Genomic DNA, 19,069 nt, shown 5'->3' on the forward strand with positions numbered 1-19,069 from the left:
ACAAATATGGAAATCAAAGTATTGGGAACAGGGTGCGCCGGATGCAGGGCGCTCCATGAAACGGTAAAGCAGGCTGTTGCCGAATTAGGATTGGATGCAACGGTCGTAAAGGAGGAGGACATCATGAAGATTATGTCCTACAACGTAATGCAGCTGCCGGCATTGGTAGTAGACGGCCAAGTGGCAGCGAAAGGCCGCAAGCTGTCGCCTGCGGAAGTAAAAGAGCTGTTGGCGAAATGAAAAAAAGATTGATTCCGCTGCTCTCCGCCGTGTTTCTCGCGTGCGGGCAATCACCGAAAAATCAAAGCATCGGAGAGCAGACGATGACGGATGGTGTGGAGGTGCTGTCGTTCCATGCCAAAAAGCGCTGTCCGACCTGCGTCGCCATTGAGCAGCTGACGCGCGAAGTGATCGAAACAGAATTCGCGGCACAACTTGCTGACGGTTCATTGGCGCTGCGTGTCACGGACATTACCGAAAACGAAGCTTTGGCAAACAAATATGAAATCGCTTGGTCGTCGCTTCTCGTCAATCATCGTGAAGGCGGAAAAGAGCGAGTGAGGAACCTCACGCAATTCGCTTTTGCCAATGCCCGCACGAATCCCGACAAATTCAAGGCGGGACTGAAAACCGAAATCGAAAAACTGCTTGCCGAATAAACGATGGAATATCTGCAAAATCTGCTGGAGGGTTCGACCGTTCCCGCCGTTACGGCTTTCTTGCTCGGACTGCTGACGGCCATAAGCCCCTGCCCGCTGGCTGCCAATATCGCGGCAATCGGTTATCTGTCGAAAGACATCGAAAACAGACGGCGGGTTTTCCGCAACGGAGTGCTCTATACGTTCGGACGCATATTGGCCTATACGCTGCTTGGTGCCGCACTGCTTATCGTGTTGCGCCAAGGGGCAAGCGTTTTTACCATTGAAAAGACGCTCGCCCGATGGGGCGAACCGTCGATTGCTCCGGTGCTGGCGGCAATCGGACTGTTTTTGCTTTTCGGCCATCGGCTCGATCTGCCGAAGTTCGGATTTCGGGGAAGCGGCGAACGAATCGCACGACGCGGAGGATGGGGTTCGCTGCTTTTGGGAATGCTCTTTTCGCTGGCCTTTTGTCCGACCAGCGGCGTCTTCTATTTCGGCATGTTGATTCCGTTGTCGGCCGCCGAACCGGGCGGTTACTTTCTGCCGGCCGTTTTCGCTGCTGCGACGGGACTGCCTGTGGTAGTGGCCGCATGGCTTTTGGCTTACAGCGTGACCGGAATAGGTGTGTTCTACAACCGGATGCAGACGATTCAAAAATGGGTTGCGCGGATTGCCGGAACGCTTTTTATTGCTGCGGGTATCTATTACGGTGTCATTTATTTCTGTTAAAAAACATGATTCAGCAATTTGCCGACTGGCTTGTCTGCGGTGTGTTCGGGATGAGTGCCGAAACGCATTTGGGCAGTGCGGTCAATTTCTTTTTCTACGACAGCATAAAGATCATTATTCTGCTGTTTCTTATCAGTATCGCGATGGGCGTTGTCAACGCCTATTTCCCGATCGACCGTTTGCGCCACTACCTTACGACGCGCAATTTGTACGGGTTTCAATACCTGTTCGCTTCGCTGTTCGGAGCGATTACTCCGTTTTGTTCCTGCTCGTCGATTCCGCTTTTCATCGGGTTCGTCAAGGGCGGCATTCCCTTGGGGGTGACATTCGTCTTTCTGATTACCTCCCCGTTGGTGAACGAGGTCGCTGTGGCCATGTTTCTCGGCTCGTTCGGTCTGCGCGCGACGGTAATCTACGTCACGAGCGGCATTCTGCTCGGTACCCTCGGGGGCTTCGTTCTCGGTCGCTTCCGGTTGGAGCGCTATCTCTCGCCATGGGTACGGCAGCTGCAGGCGCAGTCCGATACGAAGTCGGAAGTTTGGGCGAAAACGCACACGCCTTTTGCCGAACGGATTCCCGTCATCGTACGCGACGCATGGGGCGTTGTGCGGGGTGTGGCCGTCTATGTACTGATCGGAATAGGCATCGGCGCCGCCATGCACGGGTATGTTCCCGAGGGATTTTTCGAGCGATACATGGCAACGGAGAATTGGTTCGCCGTACCGTTGGCTGTGATTTGCGCCGTACCGATGTATGCCAACGCTGCGGGTATTGTCCCTGTGATTCAGGTATTTGTTGCCAAGGGCATTCCCCTCGGAACGGCCATCGCCTTCATGATGGGTGTCGTCGGATTGTCGCTGCCCGAAGCCACGATGCTCAAAAAGGTGATGACATGGCGGTTGGTCGGGATTTTCTTTGGTGCGGTGACGCTGTTCATCGTGTTGTCGGGGTATCTGTTCAATATCATTCTGTGACGAAACGGGGCCTGTGCGGTTGCATATCGGCGGCAGCCGGTTCATGCGTCTGCCGGATTCGGGCGCGAACGGCGGCAGAACGGCCCGATATGGCCGACTAAGGACAGAATACCTGAAAATAGGGATTGTATGCCGATGGGATTTGTATGATCTTTGCACCCGGAAACAATGATTACAGCCATACATTGTTTTGTATTGTTAATTGTTTGTGTGTGAAAAAGTCTCCTGTGCATCGGGAGACTTTTTTGTGAGCCGGGACTTATGAACCGATACTTCGATTCAAGTAGGCGGATGCTCAAATAAATTTGGCAGTGTTCTCGGCTTGCACTATCTTTGTATCCGATTCGAGGTCCGGCGTTCGCCGGACTGCCAAAATCCGACTACATACTATAAACAAACAAATATGGAGGATTTGAACGCGCTCCAAGGAAAAAGCCTCGCCGAACTGCGCGAAATAGCCAAAGCGATCGGCATCGACAACGTCATGATCAAGAAACGCGAACTGATAGAAAAAATCGCCGGAGCGACCTCCGGTGAAACACCCGCCGAAAACAGAGCGGCAGAAGCCGCCCCGCAGGAGAAACCCCGCCGTGGCCGTCGTCCGCGTGTTGCGCAATCCGAAGCGGCGGCGGAAGTTCCGTCGAACGACCTGTTCGGACAAGTTACCGATGCACCCGCTGCGAAGCAGCCGTCAGAAGATGCGGAACCGACTGCTGCACCTGCGGCACCGGCCGAACAACCCAAACGCCGCGGCCGGAAGCCCAAAATCCAGGCACCACAGCAAACGCCCCAATCGCACCCCGCGCTGGAACAGCCCGCGGCGCATGAAAGCGCAGAGACCGTCACCAAAGACGACTTCATCGGCGAAATCGAGGGCGAGGGCGTGCTGGAGGTCATGCCCGACGGTTACGGTTTCCTCCGCTCGGCCGACTACAATTATCTCAATTCGCCCGACGACATCTATGTCTCGCCGTCGCAAATCAAACTTTTCGGGCTCAAGCCCGGCGACACGGTCAACGGCGCCATCCGTCCGCCCAAGGAGGGCGAGAAATATTTCCCGCTGGTCCGTGTCAACGAAATCAACGGTCTGAAGCCCGATTATGTCCGCGACCGCGTGCAGTTCGAGTTCATGACGCCGCTCTTCCCGAGCGAGAAATTCTGCCTGACGGGCAACGGCCACAACAACATGTCGACCCGCATCGTCGACCTCTTTTCGCCCATCGGCAAGGGCCAGCGCGCGCTGATCGTCGCCCAGCCCAAGACGGGTAAAACGATGCTGCTGCAATCCATCGCCAACGCCATTGCCGACAATCATCCGGAAGTTTACATGATTGTCCTGCTGATCGACGAACGCCCCGAGGAGGTGACCGAAATGGCCCGCAACGTCAAGGCCGAAGTCGTCGCTTCGACGTTCGACGAACAGGCTTCGCGCCATGTCAAGGTCGCCGAAATGGTGCTCGACAAAGCCAAACGCATGGTCGAGTGCGGTCACGACGTGGTGATTTTCCTCGACTCGATTACCCGCCTGGCCCGCGCCTACAACTCGGTGCAGCCTGCTTCGGGCAAGGTGCTTTCGGGCGGTGTCGACGCCAATGCCCTCCACAAGCCCAAGCGTTTCTTCGGCGCGGCGCGCAACACCGAGGAGAAAGGTTCGCTCACGATTATCGCCACGGCCCTTATCGACACCGGGTCGAAGATGGACGAAGTGATTTTCGAGGAGTTCAAGGGTACGGGCAACATGGAATTGCAGCTCGACCGCAAGCTGGCCAACAAACGCGTTTACCCGGCTGTCGATGTCATTGCTTCGGGTACGCGCCGCGAGGACCTGCTGTTGCCGCGCGAGGTGATGAACCGCACGTGGGTGCTGCGCAAATATCTGTCGGACATGACCCCCGTCGAAGCAATGGAGTTCCTCCAGAAGCAGATGGGCCAAACCGACGACAACGAGGAGTTCCTCGCCACGATGAACCACTAAACCAACCTGTCATGAAGAAACTGCTGTTGTTCGTCTGCTGCCTGCTTGCGGCGCAGAGCGTGCTGGCGTGGGGGCAGAAAGGCCACGACGTCACGGCCTATATTGCCGAATGCCACCTGACGCCCAAGGCGGCCAAGAAAATCGACAAGGCGCTGGGCGGCCATTCTCCCGTCTACTACGCCAACTGGCTCGACAACGCCAGCCACACGCCCGAATACGCCTACACCAAAACGTGGCACTATCTGAATATAGACGAGGGCCGGACACTCGAAACGATGCCCAAGAATCCGGACGGCGACGTGCTGGAAGCCGTCACCTCGCTTGTCGCGCAACTCAAAAGCGGCGACCTCGCACCCGAGGAGGAGACCCTCGCGCTCAAGATGCTGATTCACCTGGTCGGCGACATGCACTGCCCGATGCACACGGGACGGCTGAGCGACCGCGGCGGCAACCAGCGGCCCGTCCGTATGTTCGCCAGCCCCTCCAACCTCCATTCGGTGTGGGATTCGGCGCTTCCCGAAGCGGCCCATCGGTGGAGTTATACCGAGTGGCAGCAGCAGCTCGACCGTCTCAGCAAGGAGGAGGTCGCATGCGTCCAGTCCGGCGAACCGCGCGATTGGGTGCTGGAAACGCACGCTATCTGTACCGAAATCTACGATTTCACCCCCGAGGGCACCAAGATTTCCTACGATTACATTGCTAAGTATGCGCCCGTCATCGAGCAGCAGTTTCTGCGCGGCGGTCTTCGCTTGGCTCGTCTCTTGAACGAAATCTATCGGTAAAACGCCCGACTTTTCCATACGACACCCCCGCCGGCAAAGAAGCCGGCGGGGGTGTTTTTCCTGATAAGGTCGCAGCTATAGTCAATATACGGTCTCGTCCGATACCAAATCTTCCGGTCGCAGGTCGTATACCCAAGTCAGTTCCAATTCAGAATTTGTTTCGTATTCTTTCTGATAAAACCGCCACGACGATTCTTGGAAAAACGGGTCATCGGCAGCGCTTTCGGGAGTATATTTCCATCTCTTCAATACCTCTCCGTCGGCAGAAAATATTGTCAGATATTGTTCGTCGCCCCAATAGTCGGTTTGCCAGCACTTAAAAAACGGATCGAATGTCGGAATGCCGTCTACTTGAGGAAATCGGACTCTAAAAAGGTTGATGGAATCTCCCGGAGCAATGTTTTTTTCTTTTCCCCAATCGCGCATCAGCAATCTATATGGTTGTTGCGTCCTATTTTTCACACACCAAATTACAGTATGCGTCGGGTCCGTTTTGGTTGTTCGGAATATGTCCAACATCCTACAGGCCGTAAACAGAAAGATAATGCTAAGTAAAAATATCGTTTTTTTCATATCTGTATTATTGATAATCGTACACCCATGTCAGCTCCAAGTCTGGATACCTGTCGTATTCTTTCTGATAAAACCGCCACGACGATTCTTGAAAGAACGGGTCATCGGCAGCGCTTTCGGGAGTATATTTCCATCTCTTCAATACCTCGTCCTCGGTCGAAGATACTATCAGATATTGTTCTCTGCCGCTTCCGTCTGGCTGCCAATGATCGAAGAACGAATCGAATGTTGGTATACCCTTGGATTGCCAAGGATGAAATGCAATAATGCAGACGGAATCCCCGACCTCCACGGTCCTCGCTCCATATAAATTCCGCGTCGTAATCAAGATTGTTTCATCCGATAGATTTTTTATGTACCATTCCGTCGTATGTTCCGGCTCGAACGGATCCATCTGGAATATTTTTAATAAATCGCACGACGAAACCGACAGCAGCACAATGGCTGAAAGGATAAGTTTTTTCATAAAACCGCGTTTTTACAAAAATAGCTGAATTCGGCGAATTATCGCCGAATTCAGCTAAAAGTTTCAGAAAAACGGAGTTGCGGCTATTTCTTACGACCGCCCCCGAAGACTACGCCTATCGACACATCGAAATGACGGTTTGCCTTTTCTTGCCATTTGTAATCGAGCGTCACGCGCAGATGGTGGAAGAATTCGACTCCGACCCGTGGCATCACACAAAACGACCCGTCTTTCCGCCCTGTGACGAATCCTCCCCAATTGGGCTGCGAACCGTCGAACGAAACGGGGGCCGACGCTCCCAGCGAAGCGTAACCCAAGCCCAGTCCGCCGAAAAAGGAAATCTTCTTCGTCTGCCGGAAATTGTAGTCGGTTACGGCCATGATATTCCAGCTTCGGAATTTCAGCTGTCCGGCATAATCCGATTCCCGGTGAAAAATCGTTCCGCCGACTTGTATGCCGACATCCAACGGCAGCCGACGCAGGTTGTAGCGGACTTCGGCATGGAGGGAAGCGCCGAGTTGGTTACGGTCGAAATCGAGTTTGTCGGCGCCGAAAACAAGACCGACGCCGATTTCGCCCTCGAAACGCCGAACTTCGGCGACGGAAGCAATGTTCTGGGCATTTACTGTAAATGCCCAGAACATGGTAAGTAAACAGACGATTGGTTTCATATACTAATTGGTTTCAATGACACAAGCCCGCCATTGATCGTTATATTTGACGGCACCATAGACACGGCCTCGAATAATCGAAACATCTTTCGAGGGTGAAAAACTAACTTTTTTATAATGAAAACCGCCGCCCGCAAGATTAGAACCAAAGCCGAGAGTAAAGTTTCCCGAGAACCATTGTTTGTCCCATCTGACAACCTCGCGGCCGGTTCGGTAATCAACTTCTTCGCCTTGGGGGAATATTACAACTATCTTTTTATCTTCGTCGCGGGTGGTAAACAGTCCTCGGGGATTTTTCGACAACCCTTTATTTTCCGACTTGTTAAACCATGATTGAATAGCCGAAGTCAATTTTTTCATTCCTATACTCATCGCTTTGTTTACATCCCCGGTCGTTATGTCGTACTCAGCCAGCGGAATATGGAACAGAACTATTTCAGAATTGGCAAACGGGAACTTTTTAGTCATTCCGGTCGGATATTTGGCATATTGAGGTTGTCCGTTCGGCATTTTCGGAGGGTCCTGGAATGTCGGTTTCGGGAAATTGTATTCGCATTCGATAGCCGACCAGCCATATCGGAATTCCTGCGCTTTTTTTCTCCACCAGATACCAAGTTTGCGAGCCTGCATACGCACGGTCATTCCGACTGCCCGATATATAATGTAGTCCTGTTCATACATGCGCAATTTCATCCGGTGTTTCTTGTCGTAATTATTCGTTATGGTTACATTTTTCCCGAATAATCCCGAAACACCCTTTGCCAGCCAACTGCCGTTTCCGCCGCCTTTCCGATAGGTGGTTCGGCATATCATATTGGCAGGAATTCTCACACCGTTTGTCAGCGTGATGCTCCCATCATAATTATAGGTAACATTATCATTGGGTTCGTTGCCAATATCATCAATGACCGTTGTTCTGCGAGCATAATCAATTTTGACAAATTCAGCCGATACACCTTTGGAATCCACAATCTTTACCGATTGCCCGTGAGTAAGGGTATTCGTCCGAACTTGCGCTTCGATAAGTTCAGGTGCAAGTTCTGGTTTTCTGCCATCTGCTTCATAAGCAACCATACCCTCATTCACAAAGCGGCAAATTTTTGTTCCTACCTGTACTTCCCTGTCTTCATTGAGAACAGCGGTCATATAGGGGTCGACTATCAGGCTGTCTTCAGGTTCATATTCCAATGAATCCCGAATGATTTCAGCTAACTCGGCATCCGTAAATTCTCTTAAGCCCTGTTCACACAAATGTTGACGTAAAGATATGAAATATTCCGCAGAAGCCACCGCTCGCGTGCGGGCAAGCGACTTGATATCGAAATTTCCGGTCTCTTTCAGCTCCGAAATAGTCGATGCCAATTCTTCCGTAGAACTGAATTGCAGTACATTTGTCGGGCATGTTTCCTCTGTACGCAAAGAATTTTCTTCGTTTTGAACCGGGTCTTCTGTACATGAAATCATGAGTATAGCCATTGCAGCATACATGAAGCGCAATTTGTTCATTTGTAACATAATTTTAGGGAGGGAAAATTCTGCCTACTCTTGAGTTTTTCGGTATCAAAAAGGTGAAATTTTTATTTAGTAAAAATAAGGACAGGCCTTTCTGTTAAACAAAGGACACCTTGTGTCGGCTTGATAGGAATAGTCATTTCAGCCGGACTTCGCCGGTAGTGACCCATCTGTTGCCGGTGACCCGTCTTTTGATCTTGCCGTTTACGTGCACCTCCAGCGTTATCAGCGTATTGGAGTCATCGCAACGAGCATCCAAAATAACAAGGGTTTCATCTGTTTCGATAGTATTCTCGAAGTGATTCTTTACTACGATATAGTCGGCTCCGGTGTGTGCACCGTATACCCGAATCGGAGTTTCCGGTGTATTGCTGTCTATTACGAACCGGACCTTGTTCGTGTCGCGGTCTTTGGAGCACGCCGGAGCCAAAAGTACCAAAAGGCACGCAGCAACAATCCATTTCAGACATTTCATCTTTGCTGTTAACTACTTGATTTCTATCGTCAGTCGGTCCTGCTTGCGGGTATCGGCCGGGCATTCGTCGTAATAGGCATAGTCGAGTTCCAGCGCGATAGTCTTTCCGGCCGCATCGTGAAAATCAATCGTGAAAAGACGAAATACTTCGCTATTTTCAAAATCGAAAGTCGTGGCAGAAAGCGTGAAATCCGTACCCTCTATAGCTGTGGAATTCTCTTTATCCACAACAATGCGGGCCGTTTGCCGGGGATGCTGTCCGGCAGCCATCGGGCTGCGCATGACATACAGCTGCAAAGCCGATGCGTCGGATGCGGCCGTAATGTGGGTCGTCGCTGAAGCATAGCCGTCGTCCGTAGGAATGCTCTCTACAAAACACATCATGTCTTGATAACGGGTTTGGTGTTCGTCCTTGTCGCATGCCGCAAAGGCGAACGCAGCCATAATGGCGAATAATAGTTTTTTCATTTTGTGGTAGTATTCATTCAACAGATTCGGAAAAATTTGTTCCGAATCTGTCCGCTTGTTTTATTGTTTCCAAAAGGTAACGTTGAAAGAACCGTTGTCATTTTGTAACAGGACAATCAGATAACTCTTTCCGTCCGTACGGATCTCTCCGGCCAGAACATCGGTTTCATCTTTCGGATTGACCATCTGCACCCGAGGGCGATTATAAGTATAATCATACAATATTACCGTTTTTTCGTCGGAACCCTCTTTGGCAACTATGCTTTTTTCAAGCGTACATTCAGTTTCTTTGAATGCAAGTGTATAATTCGCTGCTTGATTTTCAACAGTTTGAGCAGTCCAAACCGTTCCGTTAAGCGTCTTCGGTATTTCTATTTTATCGTCTTTGCAGCCGCAAAACAAACAACCGATAACAAGGGCAGCAATACTCGTTTTAACTATTTGAGACATCATATTCTTATTCTTTTGTTGAAGTATAATACAACGTTAAATTTCCTTCACTTTCCGGCCCAGTTCCCTTGCTATAAATCCGGAAGTTCATTACTCCTGTCTGATTGTATTTCGGCCGCCCAACGGGCACAAATGTATGAGATGGTATTTTCTTAGTCCAAGCCCCGTCAGGGGTATTTTCCTTAAACTGAAGGAACCAAGGAGAATAGCTACGCCAACCATCATTAGTGAGCCATCTTCCGGACCGTATATGATAGCTCATCTGGCATTTGTTCCAGCCAAATATAGTTTTTTTGTGAGCGGTGAATTCGATACATACGATTTCGTTCTGATCCATTCTTCCCTCTGCCCAAAATTTATGTTTGCCAGCTGTTCTTTTCAATATATTATCTCTGGTGATATTGTCTGACCTGGTCATTGGAGCATGGGCCAGTTGGTATTCGTGCGTGTCCGCTACGTTCGTAATCGTATTATAGTTTACAACTTCGCCGCCAATCATTACTTCGCCGCTGATATTGCAGACATAGGCATAATCCGGTTTTTCGTTCGGCAAATAGGGATTGAACGGTTCTTCGTCCGCCGGATTGTCATTGTAGAGAAAATACGGTGAATATTTCGTTTTGATGGCTTCGGCTTCCTCCAGCGTCGTAGCGTTGTCGATTTCTTCGGCCGCACGATAAAGTGCATCGTATTGGGATTCAAAATTCTGCACAGCATACCAACCGGCCATTTCCTCAGGTGCCATAATCCGTAATATGCCGATTTGTTCTTCCATTTCTTCGACCGATGCGAACGATAGTATTTCGGTTTTTGTTCGGGTCATGTTGTTCGTTGCTTCCGGCATGGTGTCGGTCGGCATCTCTTTTTCGCAGGCGCAGGCCATAATGGCAGCCGCCAGCAAAACAAATTTTGTGAATTTCATGAAACAATTGAATTATAAATCGAATTATGCCTACTCTTGAGTTTTTCGGCATCCACTATGTTTTCAATTATAAGGTGAAGCTGCCCGAATAGGTGCGGCCCAAGTCGTCTTCGAGGACGATAGCATAGGCCCCGGCATCGCCCGAAAGCGCTGTGCGGCAGCTGCCCGGGGTGGAGGAACACACATCGAAGAACATTTCTCCGGTCGTCGTATTGACCACCGTAACGGTCACGCCGCCCATCTCCTCGAAAAACTGGAACGACAACGATTCGCCGGCCGCTTCGTACATGCACTCGATAGCGATGTGTGCAGGCATTCGGGGACGGGGCGGCAAAGATTCCGACCGATCTGTTCCTAAGAATATATGTCGGTTTTCATTTTTAGATTTAGGCGGCTTTTCTTCGCGGGCTGTCGCTGTCAAAACAACGGAAACAAACCCCAAGGTCAGAAGCAGAAAAACGGTTCGAAAAAAAGCAGTTTTCATAATAAAAATAGGTTAGAATTGCTGTTGCAAAATTACCGCTGCGGAATATGGGTAACAAAAAATCGCCTTGTAAAAACATTACAAGGCGATTTTATAAGATGTTGATTATCAGTTAAATATTCCTACACTCAAAGGTGAAATAATTATAAGATTGCAATTTGCTGAATATCAACAACATACGAATACAGCGAACGACATATCAAATCAAATGGCTGTATTTCAATCATTTATTACATCAAACTGACAAACAATTCCCTGGACGGAGCGGCAGAGCGGGCGATTTTGGCTTTCAAACGCGATTTCTTGACCGCCGTATAGTTGATGCTGTCGCCCGTGAAAACGCTGATGACCTGAAGCGAAAAACCGGCATAGACATACCCCAGCAGGTCCAATTCGGATTCCTTGAGCTCGGGCAGTTCAGCGCGGATTTTTTGCATGATATTGTCGTGGCAGGTGTCGACCACCCGTTCGATTTCCCGCCTGCCGTCCGTCCCCGAAGCGTAAGTTTCGAGCAGCGCCCTTACCTTATTATATATGGCCCGCTGTTCGTTGGCGCCTTTCCGCTCGTAGTAGGTTGCCGCAAGTTCGTTGATTTCGGCAAAACGCTCCTTGACGAGCTGCTGCAATTCCTCGGTTTCCGAGCGGTGCTGCGCTTCCAGTTTCATCAACAGCATTTTGTTGGTATTCCGGATTTCATCGAGCGCTGACAGGTGTTCCGCTACGGTCAGCTGCCGCCGCCGATAATTGATGTAGGCCACGAATCCGGCGAACGAAATCACCACGATAGCCAGTGCAAGCGTCAAGAAAAAATTGAGCCGCATGCCGCGCAGACGCCGCTGTGCAATCCGTTTTTCTTTGTCTGCAAAATTTCGATGGACATTGGCATACGGTTGTTTTACCGCAATACGCATCAAAGAATCTTGCAAAAATGCTTCATTCCGATATTCTTCTGCCGCCTTCCGATAATCGCCCGTTCGATAATGGACTTGTGCGGCAACTTCATTCAAAAAAACTCGTGAGGGAGAATCGAAAACTATGGCGGCTTGAGCCCGATGCAAGTAATAGCGAGCGCTGTCAAGTCTGCCTGCGGACAAATGGGCCAAAGTTATGATGACACGTTCCCGGTCCGACCAATTGCGATGCAGCCGATGCCGGATTTGCCACAGCAGGGCACAGGCTTCATCGGGCATGTCTTGTGCAATCCGGGTATAAGCCAAATCGCCGAGCGTAAATTGCATCATGGCCGTATCGCGTTCGGATTCGACAAGCCGCAACGACTGCGAGTAATACGTGTAGGCGCTGTCGTATTGCTTCATGTCGAAATGCGCCGAACCGATGTCCGACAAGGCATATCCGCAATGGTAGTTTTTGCCGGCCTGCTTGAAATTCTCGTAGGCCAGCCGCGCATATTCCAGCGTGGTGGCATAGTTGTACTGCGTTTCGTAGATTTCGCAGATGCGCTGGTAGAGCAGCCCCAGCAGATAGGGGTCGCCGAGCCGCCGCCCCTCGTCCTCGATGCGCAGGAAGTGGACCAGCGCCCGCGAATCCTCGCCGCGGTTGTGCAGAATCTGGCTGTAATAGTATTCCGATAGGAAATGTCTTCGCAGTTCTTTGGGCCGGCGGCGGTAGTAGCTGCGGGCGATGCGGATCAGCGAATCGTTTTCCGCAAGGATGTAGTTCTTATCCTGCGCCATGGTGTAGAGCAACGCATATTCCGCCCGCGTTCTGCGCCGCGAAATGTCGTCAGGGTCGATGCGGCTGAGGATGCACAGCGCGCTGTCGGGCGCGGCGTACAGGCATTGTTCCGCGCACAGCAGTTCCGCTTCCACACGGGCGTTCGAGCGGCACGATACCGCCGCCGCACAGAGGGCCAGTAGGAGGAATATCAGTCGCTTCGTCCGGTTCCGCATAAGCTCCGTCATTCGTTTCGTATAACGAATTTAGATATTTTCCGCGAATTTTTCAATAGTCCCTACTCTTGGTTAGTCCGCCCAAGCTCGTTTCCAAAATTCACAAAAAAAGAGAAGCCCTTGATTAGAACTTCTCTCTTTGTTTGAAATTTGGAGCGGAAAACGAGACTCGAACTCGCGACCCTCAGCTTGGGAAGCTGATGCTCTACCAACTGAGCTATTTCCGCAATGCGAGCGCAAAGATACGCGGAAAAAACGGAGAAATCAAATTTCGGGCGAAAAAAAATTGCAGGCGCATTTGTGAACGCTCCTACCCTATTCTCTCTCCACTAATCGGAACGCTTGCAAAGAGCACGAATTGCGGGGAGAAATCCGGGAATAATACGTCTTTGTGCAGCTCGAAACGAGGTCAATCCATTTTCAACACGGCGAGGAACGCGGATTGGGGCACCTCGACGTTACCGATCTGGCGCATGCGCTTCTTACCCTTCTTTTGCTTTTCGAGCAGTTTGCGCTTACGCGAAATATCGCCGCCGTAACACTTGGCCGTCACGTCCTTACGCACGGCCTTGACCGTTTCGCGGGCGATAATCTTGGCGCCGATAGCCGCCTGGATGGCGATGTCGAACTGCTGGCGCGGGATGAGCTCCTTGAGCTTCTCGCACATTTTGCGCCCGAAGTCGTAGGCGTGGTCGGCGTAGATGAGCGACGAAAGGGCATCGACCGGCTCGCTGTTGAGCAGGATGTCGAGCTTGACGAGCTTGGAGAGCTGGTAACCCGTGCGGTGGTAGTCGAACGAGGCGTAGCCCTTGGAGATGCTTTTGAGCTTGTCGTAGAAGTCGAAGACGATTTCCGAAAGCGGCATGTCGAAATTGACCTCCACACGGTCCTGCGTGATGAAAGTCTGGTTCTTCATGACGCCGCGCTTGTCGATGCAGAGCTTGATGACGTTGCCGAGGAATTCGGACTTGGTGATGATTTGCGCCAGAATATAGGGCTCCTCGATTTTGGCGATTTTCGTGATTTCGGGCAGCCCCGAGGGGTTGTGGACTTCCAGCGTGTCGCCCTGCGTGGTGGTGATGCGGTACGACACGTTCGGCACGGTGGTGATGACGTCCATGTTGAACTCGCGGTAAAGGCGTTCCTGGATGATTTCCATGTGCAGCAGCCCGAGGAATCCGCAGCGGAAACCGAAGCCCAGGGCCAGCGAACTCTCGGGCTCGAAGGTCAGCGACGCATCGTTGAGCTGCAGCTTTTCGAGCGAGGCGCGCAAGTCCTCGTACTGGTCGGCTTCGACGGGATAGACGCCTGCGAAGACCATCGGCTTTACGTCCTCGAATCCGGCGATGGCCTCGGGAGCCGGGCGGTCGACGGCCGTAATCGTATCGCCGACCTTGACGTCCGCCGAGGTTTTGATACCGGAACAGATATACCCCACGTCTCCCGCCTTGATTTCCTGCCGGGGCTGCATCTTGAGCTTCAGCACGCCGATTTCGTCGGCATCGTACTCGCTGCCCGTGTTGAAGAACTTCACGTGGTCGCCCTTGCGGAGCGTGCCGTTGAAGACGCGGTAATAGGCGATGATGCCGCGGAAGGGGTTAAAAACCGAATCGAAAATCAACGCCTGCAAAGGGCCGTTTTCGTCGCCCTGCGGGGCCGGGATGCGTTGCACGATGGCTTCGAGTACCTCCTCCACGCCGAGGCCCGTTTTGCCGGATGCCAGCAGAATGTCCTCCTCCTTGCAGCCGATAAGGTCGATGACCTGGTCCTTCACCTCGTCGATCATGGCCGAATCCATGTCGATCTTGTTGAGCACGGGGATGATCTCCAAGTCGTGGCCGACGGCGAGGTAGAGGTTCGAGATGGTCTGTGCCTGAATACCTTGCGTAGCGTCGACCACCAAAAGGGCCCCCTCGCACGAAGCGATGGCGCGCGAGACCTCGTAGGAGAAATCGACGTGTCCCGGGGTGTCGATGAGGTTGAGCACGTAGCGCTGGCCGTCGCGGGCCGTGTATTCCATCTGGATGGCGTGGCTCTTGATGGTGATGCCCTTTTCGCGCTCGAGGTCCATGTCGTCGAGCACCTGCGCCTGCATTTCGCGCTGGTTGAGCGTGTTGGTCTTTTCCAACAGACGGTCGGCGAGCGTACTTTTCCCGTGGTCGATGTGGGCTATGATGCAGAAGTTACGGATGTTTTTCATAGAAAAACCGCTGGCTGAGCGGCAGTTTATTTTTCGGCAAAGATAATGTAAGCCGGGCTGAGTGCCAAAAAAAATTGATAGAGAAGACAGGCGGGACCTCGGCAAAAGCAAACGAGCTTGCTTTTGCACTCGGCTTGCACTATATTTACAGAACATAGGCTGCGCCTTGGCAGTCCTCAAATAAATTTGTGACTGCACTCGGCTTGCCCGGCTAAGAGCCGGGATTTATGAACCGATACTTCGATTTAGGTAGGCGGCGCCTCGGCAAAAGCAAACGAGCTTGCTTTTGCACTCGGCTTGCACTATATTTGCGGCCTAAAATCGACGGAAGATGTGGCTCACCCTTGCTTTCACTTCGGCGGCGCTGCTCGGACTGTATGACGCGGCCAAGAAAAAGGCACTCACGGAGAATGCCGTGTTGCCTGTACTGCTGCTGAATACGCTTTTTTCCACCTTGATTTTCCTGCCCACGATTCTCTCGGCCGAGGGCGGCTGGGGCTGGTTCGACGGCACGGTGCTCGCGTCGGCGACCGGTACGGCCGAAGCCCACGGACTGGTGCTGCTCAAGTCGGCCATCGTGCTGACGTCGTGGATATTCGGCTATTTCGGCATCAAGCATCTGCCGATTACGATTGTCGGGCCCATCAATGCCACGCGGCCTGTGATGGTGCTCGTGGGGGCCATGCTGGTCTTCGGCGAACGGCTCAACCTCTGTCAATGGGTCGGCGTCGGGCTGGCGCTGCTGTCGCTTTTCATGCTCAGCCGCTCCAGCCGCCGCGAAGGGGTCGATTTCGCCCACAATATCTGGATTGTTTTCGTCGCTTTGTCAGCCGTGACGGGAGCGGTCAGCGGACTTTACGACAAGTTCATCATGACGCGGCTCGATGCGGTTTTCGTGCAGGGCTGGTACAACCTCTATCAGTTTCTGATGATGGCGGCCGTCGTCGCAGTCCTGTGGTGGCCGCGGCGCCGCACCACCACCCCGTTCCATTGGAGCTGGGCGATTCCGCTGATTTCCATATTTCTGTCGCTGGCCGATTTCGCCTACCTGATGGCCCTGCGCGATTCGGATGCGATGATTTCGGTGGTCTCGATGATTCGGCGCGGTTCGGTCGTGGTGTCGTTCCTGTGCGGAGCGGTGCTTTTCCACGAACGCAACTTGCGCTCGAAAGCCGTGGACCTGGCTTTCATCCTGGCGGGCATGGTCTTTCTGTGGCTCGGGTCGCGATAGCCGCCGGCAGAAATTCACAATTCATAATTCACAATTCATAATTATTGCCTATCTTTGCGAATGCCGAAATTACCGATAATTTAATTCGCTTTTACCATGAATATCTCCTATAACTGGCTCAAACGCTATGTCGACACCGGCCTTTCGGCCGAGGAGACGGCGGCCGTGCTCACGGACATCGGGCTCGAAGTCGAGGGCTTCGAGAAAATCGAGACCGTCAAGGGCGGGCTTCGGGGCGTGGTGGTCGCCGAGGTGCTGACCTGCACCGACCATCCCGATTCCGACCACCTGCACATTACGACCGTCGATGTCGGGGCTGCCGAGCCTTTGCAGATAGTCTGCGGTGCGGCCAACTGCCGGGCCGGGCTCAAAGTGCTGTGCGCGACCGTCGGCGCTGTGCTCTATCCGGACGGAGGCGACGAGGAGTTCAAAATCAAGCGCAGCAAAATCCGCGGCGTCGAATCGCTGGGCATGCTTTGCGCCGAGGACGAACTGGGCATCGGAGCGTCGCACGACGGAATCATGGAACTGCCTGCCGATGCGCCCGTGGGGATGCCTGCCGGCGAATACCTCCGAATCGAGGACGACTATCTGATTGAAATCGGGCTGACGCCCAACCGCGTGGATGCGGCGTCGCATATCGGCGTGGCGCGCGACCTGGCCGCCTATCTGACCAGCCGCGGCCGGAAGACCGAGGTCCGGATGCCCGACGTGTCGGCGTTCGCCCCCGACAACCACGATTTGAACATCAAAATCCGTGTGGAGAACACCGAAGCGGCGCCCCGCTATGCCGGAGTGACCGTTACGGGCTGCAAGATAGGTCCGTCGCCCGAGTGGATGCAGAACTGCCTGCGTGCCGCGGGAATCAATCCCAAGAACAACTTGGTGGATATTACCAATTTCGTCCTTTTCGAGCTGGGCCAGCCGCTGCATGCGTTCGATGCCCGCAAGATAGAGGGCGGCGAAGTGGTGGTCCGCACGTGTGCCGAGGGAACGCCGTTCGTGACGCTCGACGGCGTAGAACGCAAACTCACGGCCGACGACCTGATGATATGTTCGGCCGAACGGCCCATGTGCATAGCCGGAGTTTTCGGCGGGCTGGATTCGGGCATCGGCGACGAGACGGCGGACGTCTTCATCGAAAGCGCCTATTTCAACCCGGTGTGGGTGCGCAAGACCGCCAAGCGTTTCGGGCTGAACACCGATTCCTCGTTCCGTTTCGAGCGCGGCGCCGACCCCAACATGCAGGTCTATGCGGCCAAGCGGGCGGCTCTGCTGATGAAGGAACTGGCCGGCGGCAAGATTTCGAGCGACATCACGGACATCTGCCCCGCCCCGATTGCCGACTTCGTTTTCGACCTGTCGTTCGCGCGGGTCAATGCGCTGATAGGCAAGGAAATCCCCGAAGAGACTGTGCGTGCCATCCTCGCGGCGCTCGAAGTGAAGATACTCGGCGAAAAGGAGGGTGTGCTGACCGTGGCCGTGCCGCCCTATCGGGTCGACGTGCAGCGCGAAGCCGACCTTATCGAAGACATTCTGCGCATCTACGGTTACAATAACGTGGAGATTCCCACCCGTGTGCGTTCGACCCTCTCCTATGCGCCGCGGCCGGACCGCAGCAAGCTGATGAACATGGCGGCCGATTTTCTGACGGCCAACGGCTTCACGGAAATCATGTCGAACTCCCTGACCAGGGGCGCCTACTACGAGGGGCTGATCTCCTGCCCGGCGGAACGCTGCGTGCGGATACTCAATCCGCTGAGCACCGACCTTAACGTCATGCGGCAGACGCTGCTTTTCAACATGCTGGAGGCCGTGGCGCTCAACGCCAACCGCAAGAACAGCGACCTGCAGCTTTATGAATTCGGCAATTGTTATTTCTACGATGCGGAGAAGCGCACCGACGAAAACCCGTTGGCCGCCTATTCGGAGGAGTACCGGCTGGCCGTAGCCGTGACGGGGCTGGCCGTGCCGCAGTCGTGGAACGCCAAGCCCGAAAAGGCGTCGTTCTTCACGCTGCGGGCCGTGGCCGAAAAGCTGCTGCGCCGCTTCGGGGTGGACATCTATGCCCTCAAAACCGAGAGCTTGCAGAGCGACCTCTACGGCGAGGGGCTTTCGATGTCGCTCGGCAACAGGGAGCTGCTGCAAATCGGTACGGTGAGCGGCCGCATCCGCCGGATGCTCGACGTCAAGCAGGAGGTTTATTTCATGGAAGTGAACTTCGATGCGCTCGTTCGTTCGACCAAGAAACACAAGATTGCCGCCGAGGAACTCTCGAAGTTCCCCGAAGTGAAACGCGACCTGGCCCTGCTGGTCGACAAGCAGGTGACGTTTTCGGCCCTGCGCGACGTCGCTTTCGCTACGGAGCGCAAGCTGTTGAAGAGCGTCGCGCTGTTCGACGTCTACGAGGGCGACAAGCTGCCTGCGGGCAAGAAGTCCTACGCTTTGAGCTTCATCCTCGAAGACAAGAGCCGCACGCTCGACGAGAAGACTATCGAACGCGTCATGGCCAACCTCGCGGCGCAGTTCGAGAGCCGCTGCGGCGCTACGGTGCGCAGTTAGGCGGCCGATACGTGCAAAAAGAACCCCGCAGGCTTCCAGCGAGC

General features: G+C 53.3%; 19 protein-coding genes and 1 tRNA gene. 8 read left to right on the plus strand and 12 right to left on the minus strand.

The features are described 5' to 3' along the window. The first annotated feature begins 6 nt into the window (after positions 1-6). From NFR47_RS00735 to NFR47_RS00760, 6 genes are all read left to right on the plus strand, one after another. A complete protein-coding gene (locus NFR47_RS00735; RefSeq protein WP_251213663.1) occupies positions 7-240 on the plus strand; it encodes a thioredoxin family protein in 234 nt (77 codons plus the stop codon). Next, entirely contained in the window at positions 237-659 is a 423-nt protein-coding gene (locus NFR47_RS00740; RefSeq protein WP_251213664.1) for a nitrophenyl compound nitroreductase subunit ArsF family protein, read from the plus strand. The genes NFR47_RS00735 and NFR47_RS00740 overlap by 4 nt, the downstream gene beginning before the upstream one ends. Positions 660-662: 3 nt before the next feature. Continuing rightward, positions 663-1,370: an aromatic aminobenezylarsenical efflux permease ArsG family transporter gene (locus tag NFR47_RS00745; RefSeq protein ID WP_251213665.1), complete on the plus strand. Its 708-nt coding sequence runs from the start codon at positions 663-665 to the stop codon at positions 1,368-1,370. Positions 1,371-1,375: 5 nt separating this feature from the next. Then, positions 1,376-2,344, plus strand: a complete 969-nt coding sequence (locus NFR47_RS00750) for a permease (protein WP_251213666.1) — start codon at positions 1,376-1,378, stop codon at positions 2,342-2,344. A gap of 403 nt (positions 2,345-2,747) precedes the next feature. Further along, complete coding sequence (gene rho / locus NFR47_RS00755) at positions 2,748-4,319, plus strand: transcription termination factor Rho (protein WP_251213667.1); 1,572 nt, start codon at positions 2,748-2,750, stop codon at positions 4,317-4,319. An 11-nt stretch (positions 4,320-4,330) separates the two neighbouring features. After that, on the plus strand, positions 4,331-5,101 hold the full coding sequence (locus tag NFR47_RS00760; RefSeq protein ID WP_251213668.1) for a S1/P1 nuclease: 771 nt from the start codon (positions 4,331-4,333) through the stop codon (positions 5,099-5,101). An 81-nt stretch (positions 5,102-5,182) separates the two neighbouring features. On the opposite strand, the gene NFR47_RS00765 is transcribed toward NFR47_RS00760, so the two are convergent. The 12 genes from NFR47_RS00765 to lepA all read right to left on the minus strand — a co-directional run bounded on the left by NFR47_RS00765 (position 5,183) and on the right by lepA (position 15,232). Continuing rightward, positions 5,183-5,674, minus strand: a complete 492-nt coding sequence (locus NFR47_RS00765) for a hypothetical protein (protein ID WP_251213669.1) — start codon at positions 5,672-5,674, stop codon at positions 5,183-5,185. Between the two features lie 7 nt (positions 5,675-5,681). Further along, positions 5,682-6,140 (minus strand): hypothetical protein, encoded by a 459-nt coding sequence (locus NFR47_RS00770; RefSeq protein ID WP_251213670.1) that lies wholly within the window; start codon positions 6,138-6,140, stop codon positions 5,682-5,684. An 83-nt stretch (positions 6,141-6,223) separates the two neighbouring features. Further along, complete coding sequence (locus NFR47_RS00775; RefSeq protein WP_251213671.1) at positions 6,224-6,811, minus strand: outer membrane beta-barrel protein; 588 nt, start codon at positions 6,809-6,811, stop codon at positions 6,224-6,226. A 3-nt stretch (positions 6,812-6,814) separates the two neighbouring features. Continuing rightward, entirely contained in the window at positions 6,815-8,317 is a 1,503-nt protein-coding gene (locus tag NFR47_RS00780; protein WP_251213672.1) for a hypothetical protein, read from the minus strand. Positions 8,318-8,459: 142 nt separating this feature from the next. Then, positions 8,460-8,798, minus strand: coding sequence for a hypothetical protein (locus NFR47_RS00785; protein WP_251213673.1), 339 nt, complete (start codon positions 8,796-8,798; stop codon positions 8,460-8,462). 12 nt (positions 8,799-8,810) lie between these two features. Further along, entirely contained in the window at positions 8,811-9,266 is a 456-nt protein-coding gene (locus NFR47_RS00790) for a hypothetical protein (RefSeq protein WP_251213674.1), read from the minus strand. Positions 9,267-9,326: 60 nt separating this feature from the next. Beyond that, positions 9,327-9,719, minus strand: coding sequence for a hypothetical protein (locus tag NFR47_RS00795; protein ID WP_251213675.1), 393 nt, complete (start codon positions 9,717-9,719; stop codon positions 9,327-9,329). 4 nt (positions 9,720-9,723) lie between these two features. Next, positions 9,724-10,638 carry a DUF4848 domain-containing protein gene (locus tag NFR47_RS00800; protein WP_251213676.1) on the minus strand — a complete coding sequence of 305 codons (915 nt, stop codon included), beginning with the start codon at positions 10,636-10,638 and terminating at the stop codon, positions 9,724-9,726. Positions 10,639-10,705: 67 nt separating this feature from the next. After that, the gene (locus NFR47_RS00805; protein ID WP_251213677.1) at positions 10,706-10,954 is read right to left on the minus strand and encodes a hypothetical protein; all 249 of its coding nucleotides are present in this window, start codon (positions 10,952-10,954) and stop codon (positions 10,706-10,708) included. 398 nt (positions 10,955-11,352) lie between these two features. After that, positions 11,353-13,032 (minus strand): hypothetical protein, encoded by a 1,680-nt coding sequence (locus NFR47_RS00810; RefSeq protein ID WP_251213678.1) that lies wholly within the window; start codon positions 13,030-13,032, stop codon positions 11,353-11,355. Between the two features lie 151 nt (positions 13,033-13,183). Then, positions 13,184-13,259, minus strand: a tRNA-Gly gene (locus NFR47_RS00815). A 182-nt stretch (positions 13,260-13,441) separates the two neighbouring features. Beyond that, positions 13,442-15,232 (minus strand): translation elongation factor 4, encoded by a 1,791-nt coding sequence (lepA, locus tag NFR47_RS00820; protein ID WP_251213679.1) that lies wholly within the window; start codon positions 15,230-15,232, stop codon positions 13,442-13,444. A 331-nt stretch (positions 15,233-15,563) separates the two neighbouring features. On the opposite strand from lepA, the gene NFR47_RS00825 reads away from it, so the two are divergent. Together NFR47_RS00825 and pheT are read left to right on the plus strand one after the other, a co-directional pair. Beyond that, positions 15,564-16,463 (plus strand): EamA family transporter, encoded by a 900-nt coding sequence (locus NFR47_RS00825; protein ID WP_251213680.1) that lies wholly within the window; start codon positions 15,564-15,566, stop codon positions 16,461-16,463. Between the two features lie 96 nt (positions 16,464-16,559). Beyond that, positions 16,560-19,025 carry a phenylalanine--tRNA ligase subunit beta gene (pheT, locus tag NFR47_RS00830; protein ID WP_251213681.1) on the plus strand — a complete coding sequence of 822 codons (2,466 nt, stop codon included), beginning with the start codon at positions 16,560-16,562 and terminating at the stop codon, positions 19,023-19,025. Positions 19,026-19,069 lie beyond the last annotated feature (44 nt).

Source organism: Alistipes muris (assembly GCF_943193205.1).
In the GTDB taxonomy this organism is placed as follows: Bacteria; Bacteroidota; Bacteroidia; order Bacteroidales; family Rikenellaceae; genus Alistipes; species Alistipes muris.

Excerpts from the sequence above, each read along its gene's own strand:
- NFR47_RS00740 (WP_251213664.1), top strand. The coding sequence starts at position 237 with ATGAAAAAAAGATTGATTCCGCTGCTCTCCGCCGTGTTTCTCGCGTGC.
- NFR47_RS00825 (WP_251213680.1), top strand. The coding sequence starts at position 15,564 with ATGTGGCTCACCCTTGCTTTCACTTCGGCGGCGCTGCTCGGACTGTAT.
- NFR47_RS00775 (WP_251213671.1), bottom strand. The coding sequence starts at position 6,811 with ATGAAACCAATCGTCTGTTTACTTACCATGTTCTGGGCATTTACAGTA.
- NFR47_RS00790 (WP_251213674.1), bottom strand. The coding sequence starts at position 9,266 with ATGAAAAAACTATTATTCGCCATTATGGCTGCGTTCGCCTTTGCGGCA.
- rho (WP_251213667.1), top strand. The coding sequence starts at position 2,748 with ATGGAGGATTTGAACGCGCTCCAAGGAAAAAGCCTCGCCGAACTGCGC.
- pheT (WP_251213681.1), top strand. The coding sequence starts at position 16,560 with ATGAATATCTCCTATAACTGGCTCAAACGCTATGTCGACACCGGCCTT.
- NFR47_RS00800 (WP_251213676.1), bottom strand. The coding sequence starts at position 10,638 with ATGAAATTCACAAAATTTGTTTTGCTGGCGGCTGCCATTATGGCCTGC.
- NFR47_RS00745 (WP_251213665.1), top strand. The coding sequence starts at position 663 with ATGGAATATCTGCAAAATCTGCTGGAGGGTTCGACCGTTCCCGCCGTT.
- NFR47_RS00750 (WP_251213666.1), top strand. The coding sequence starts at position 1,376 with ATGATTCAGCAATTTGCCGACTGGCTTGTCTGCGGTGTGTTCGGGATG.
- NFR47_RS00810 (WP_251213678.1), bottom strand. The coding sequence starts at position 13,032 with ATGCGGAACCGGACGAAGCGACTGATATTCCTCCTACTGGCCCTCTGT.
- NFR47_RS00780 (WP_251213672.1), bottom strand. The coding sequence starts at position 8,317 with ATGAACAAATTGCGCTTCATGTATGCTGCAATGGCTATACTCATGATT.
- NFR47_RS00795 (WP_251213675.1), bottom strand. The coding sequence starts at position 9,719 with ATGATGTCTCAAATAGTTAAAACGAGTATTGCTGCCCTTGTTATCGGT.
- NFR47_RS00805 (WP_251213677.1), bottom strand. The coding sequence starts at position 10,954 with ATGCCTGCACACATCGCTATCGAGTGCATGTACGAAGCGGCCGGCGAA.
- NFR47_RS00770 (WP_251213670.1), bottom strand. The coding sequence starts at position 6,140 with ATGAAAAAACTTATCCTTTCAGCCATTGTGCTGCTGTCGGTTTCGTCG.
- NFR47_RS00765 (WP_251213669.1), bottom strand. The coding sequence starts at position 5,674 with ATGAAAAAAACGATATTTTTACTTAGCATTATCTTTCTGTTTACGGCC.
- lepA (WP_251213679.1), bottom strand. The coding sequence starts at position 15,232 with ATGAAAAACATCCGTAACTTCTGCATCATAGCCCACATCGACCACGGG.
- NFR47_RS00785 (WP_251213673.1), bottom strand. The coding sequence starts at position 8,798 with ATGAAATGTCTGAAATGGATTGTTGCTGCGTGCCTTTTGGTACTTTTG.
- NFR47_RS00735 (WP_251213663.1), top strand. The coding sequence starts at position 7 with ATGGAAATCAAAGTATTGGGAACAGGGTGCGCCGGATGCAGGGCGCTC.
- NFR47_RS00760 (WP_251213668.1), top strand. The coding sequence starts at position 4,331 with ATGAAGAAACTGCTGTTGTTCGTCTGCTGCCTGCTTGCGGCGCAGAGC.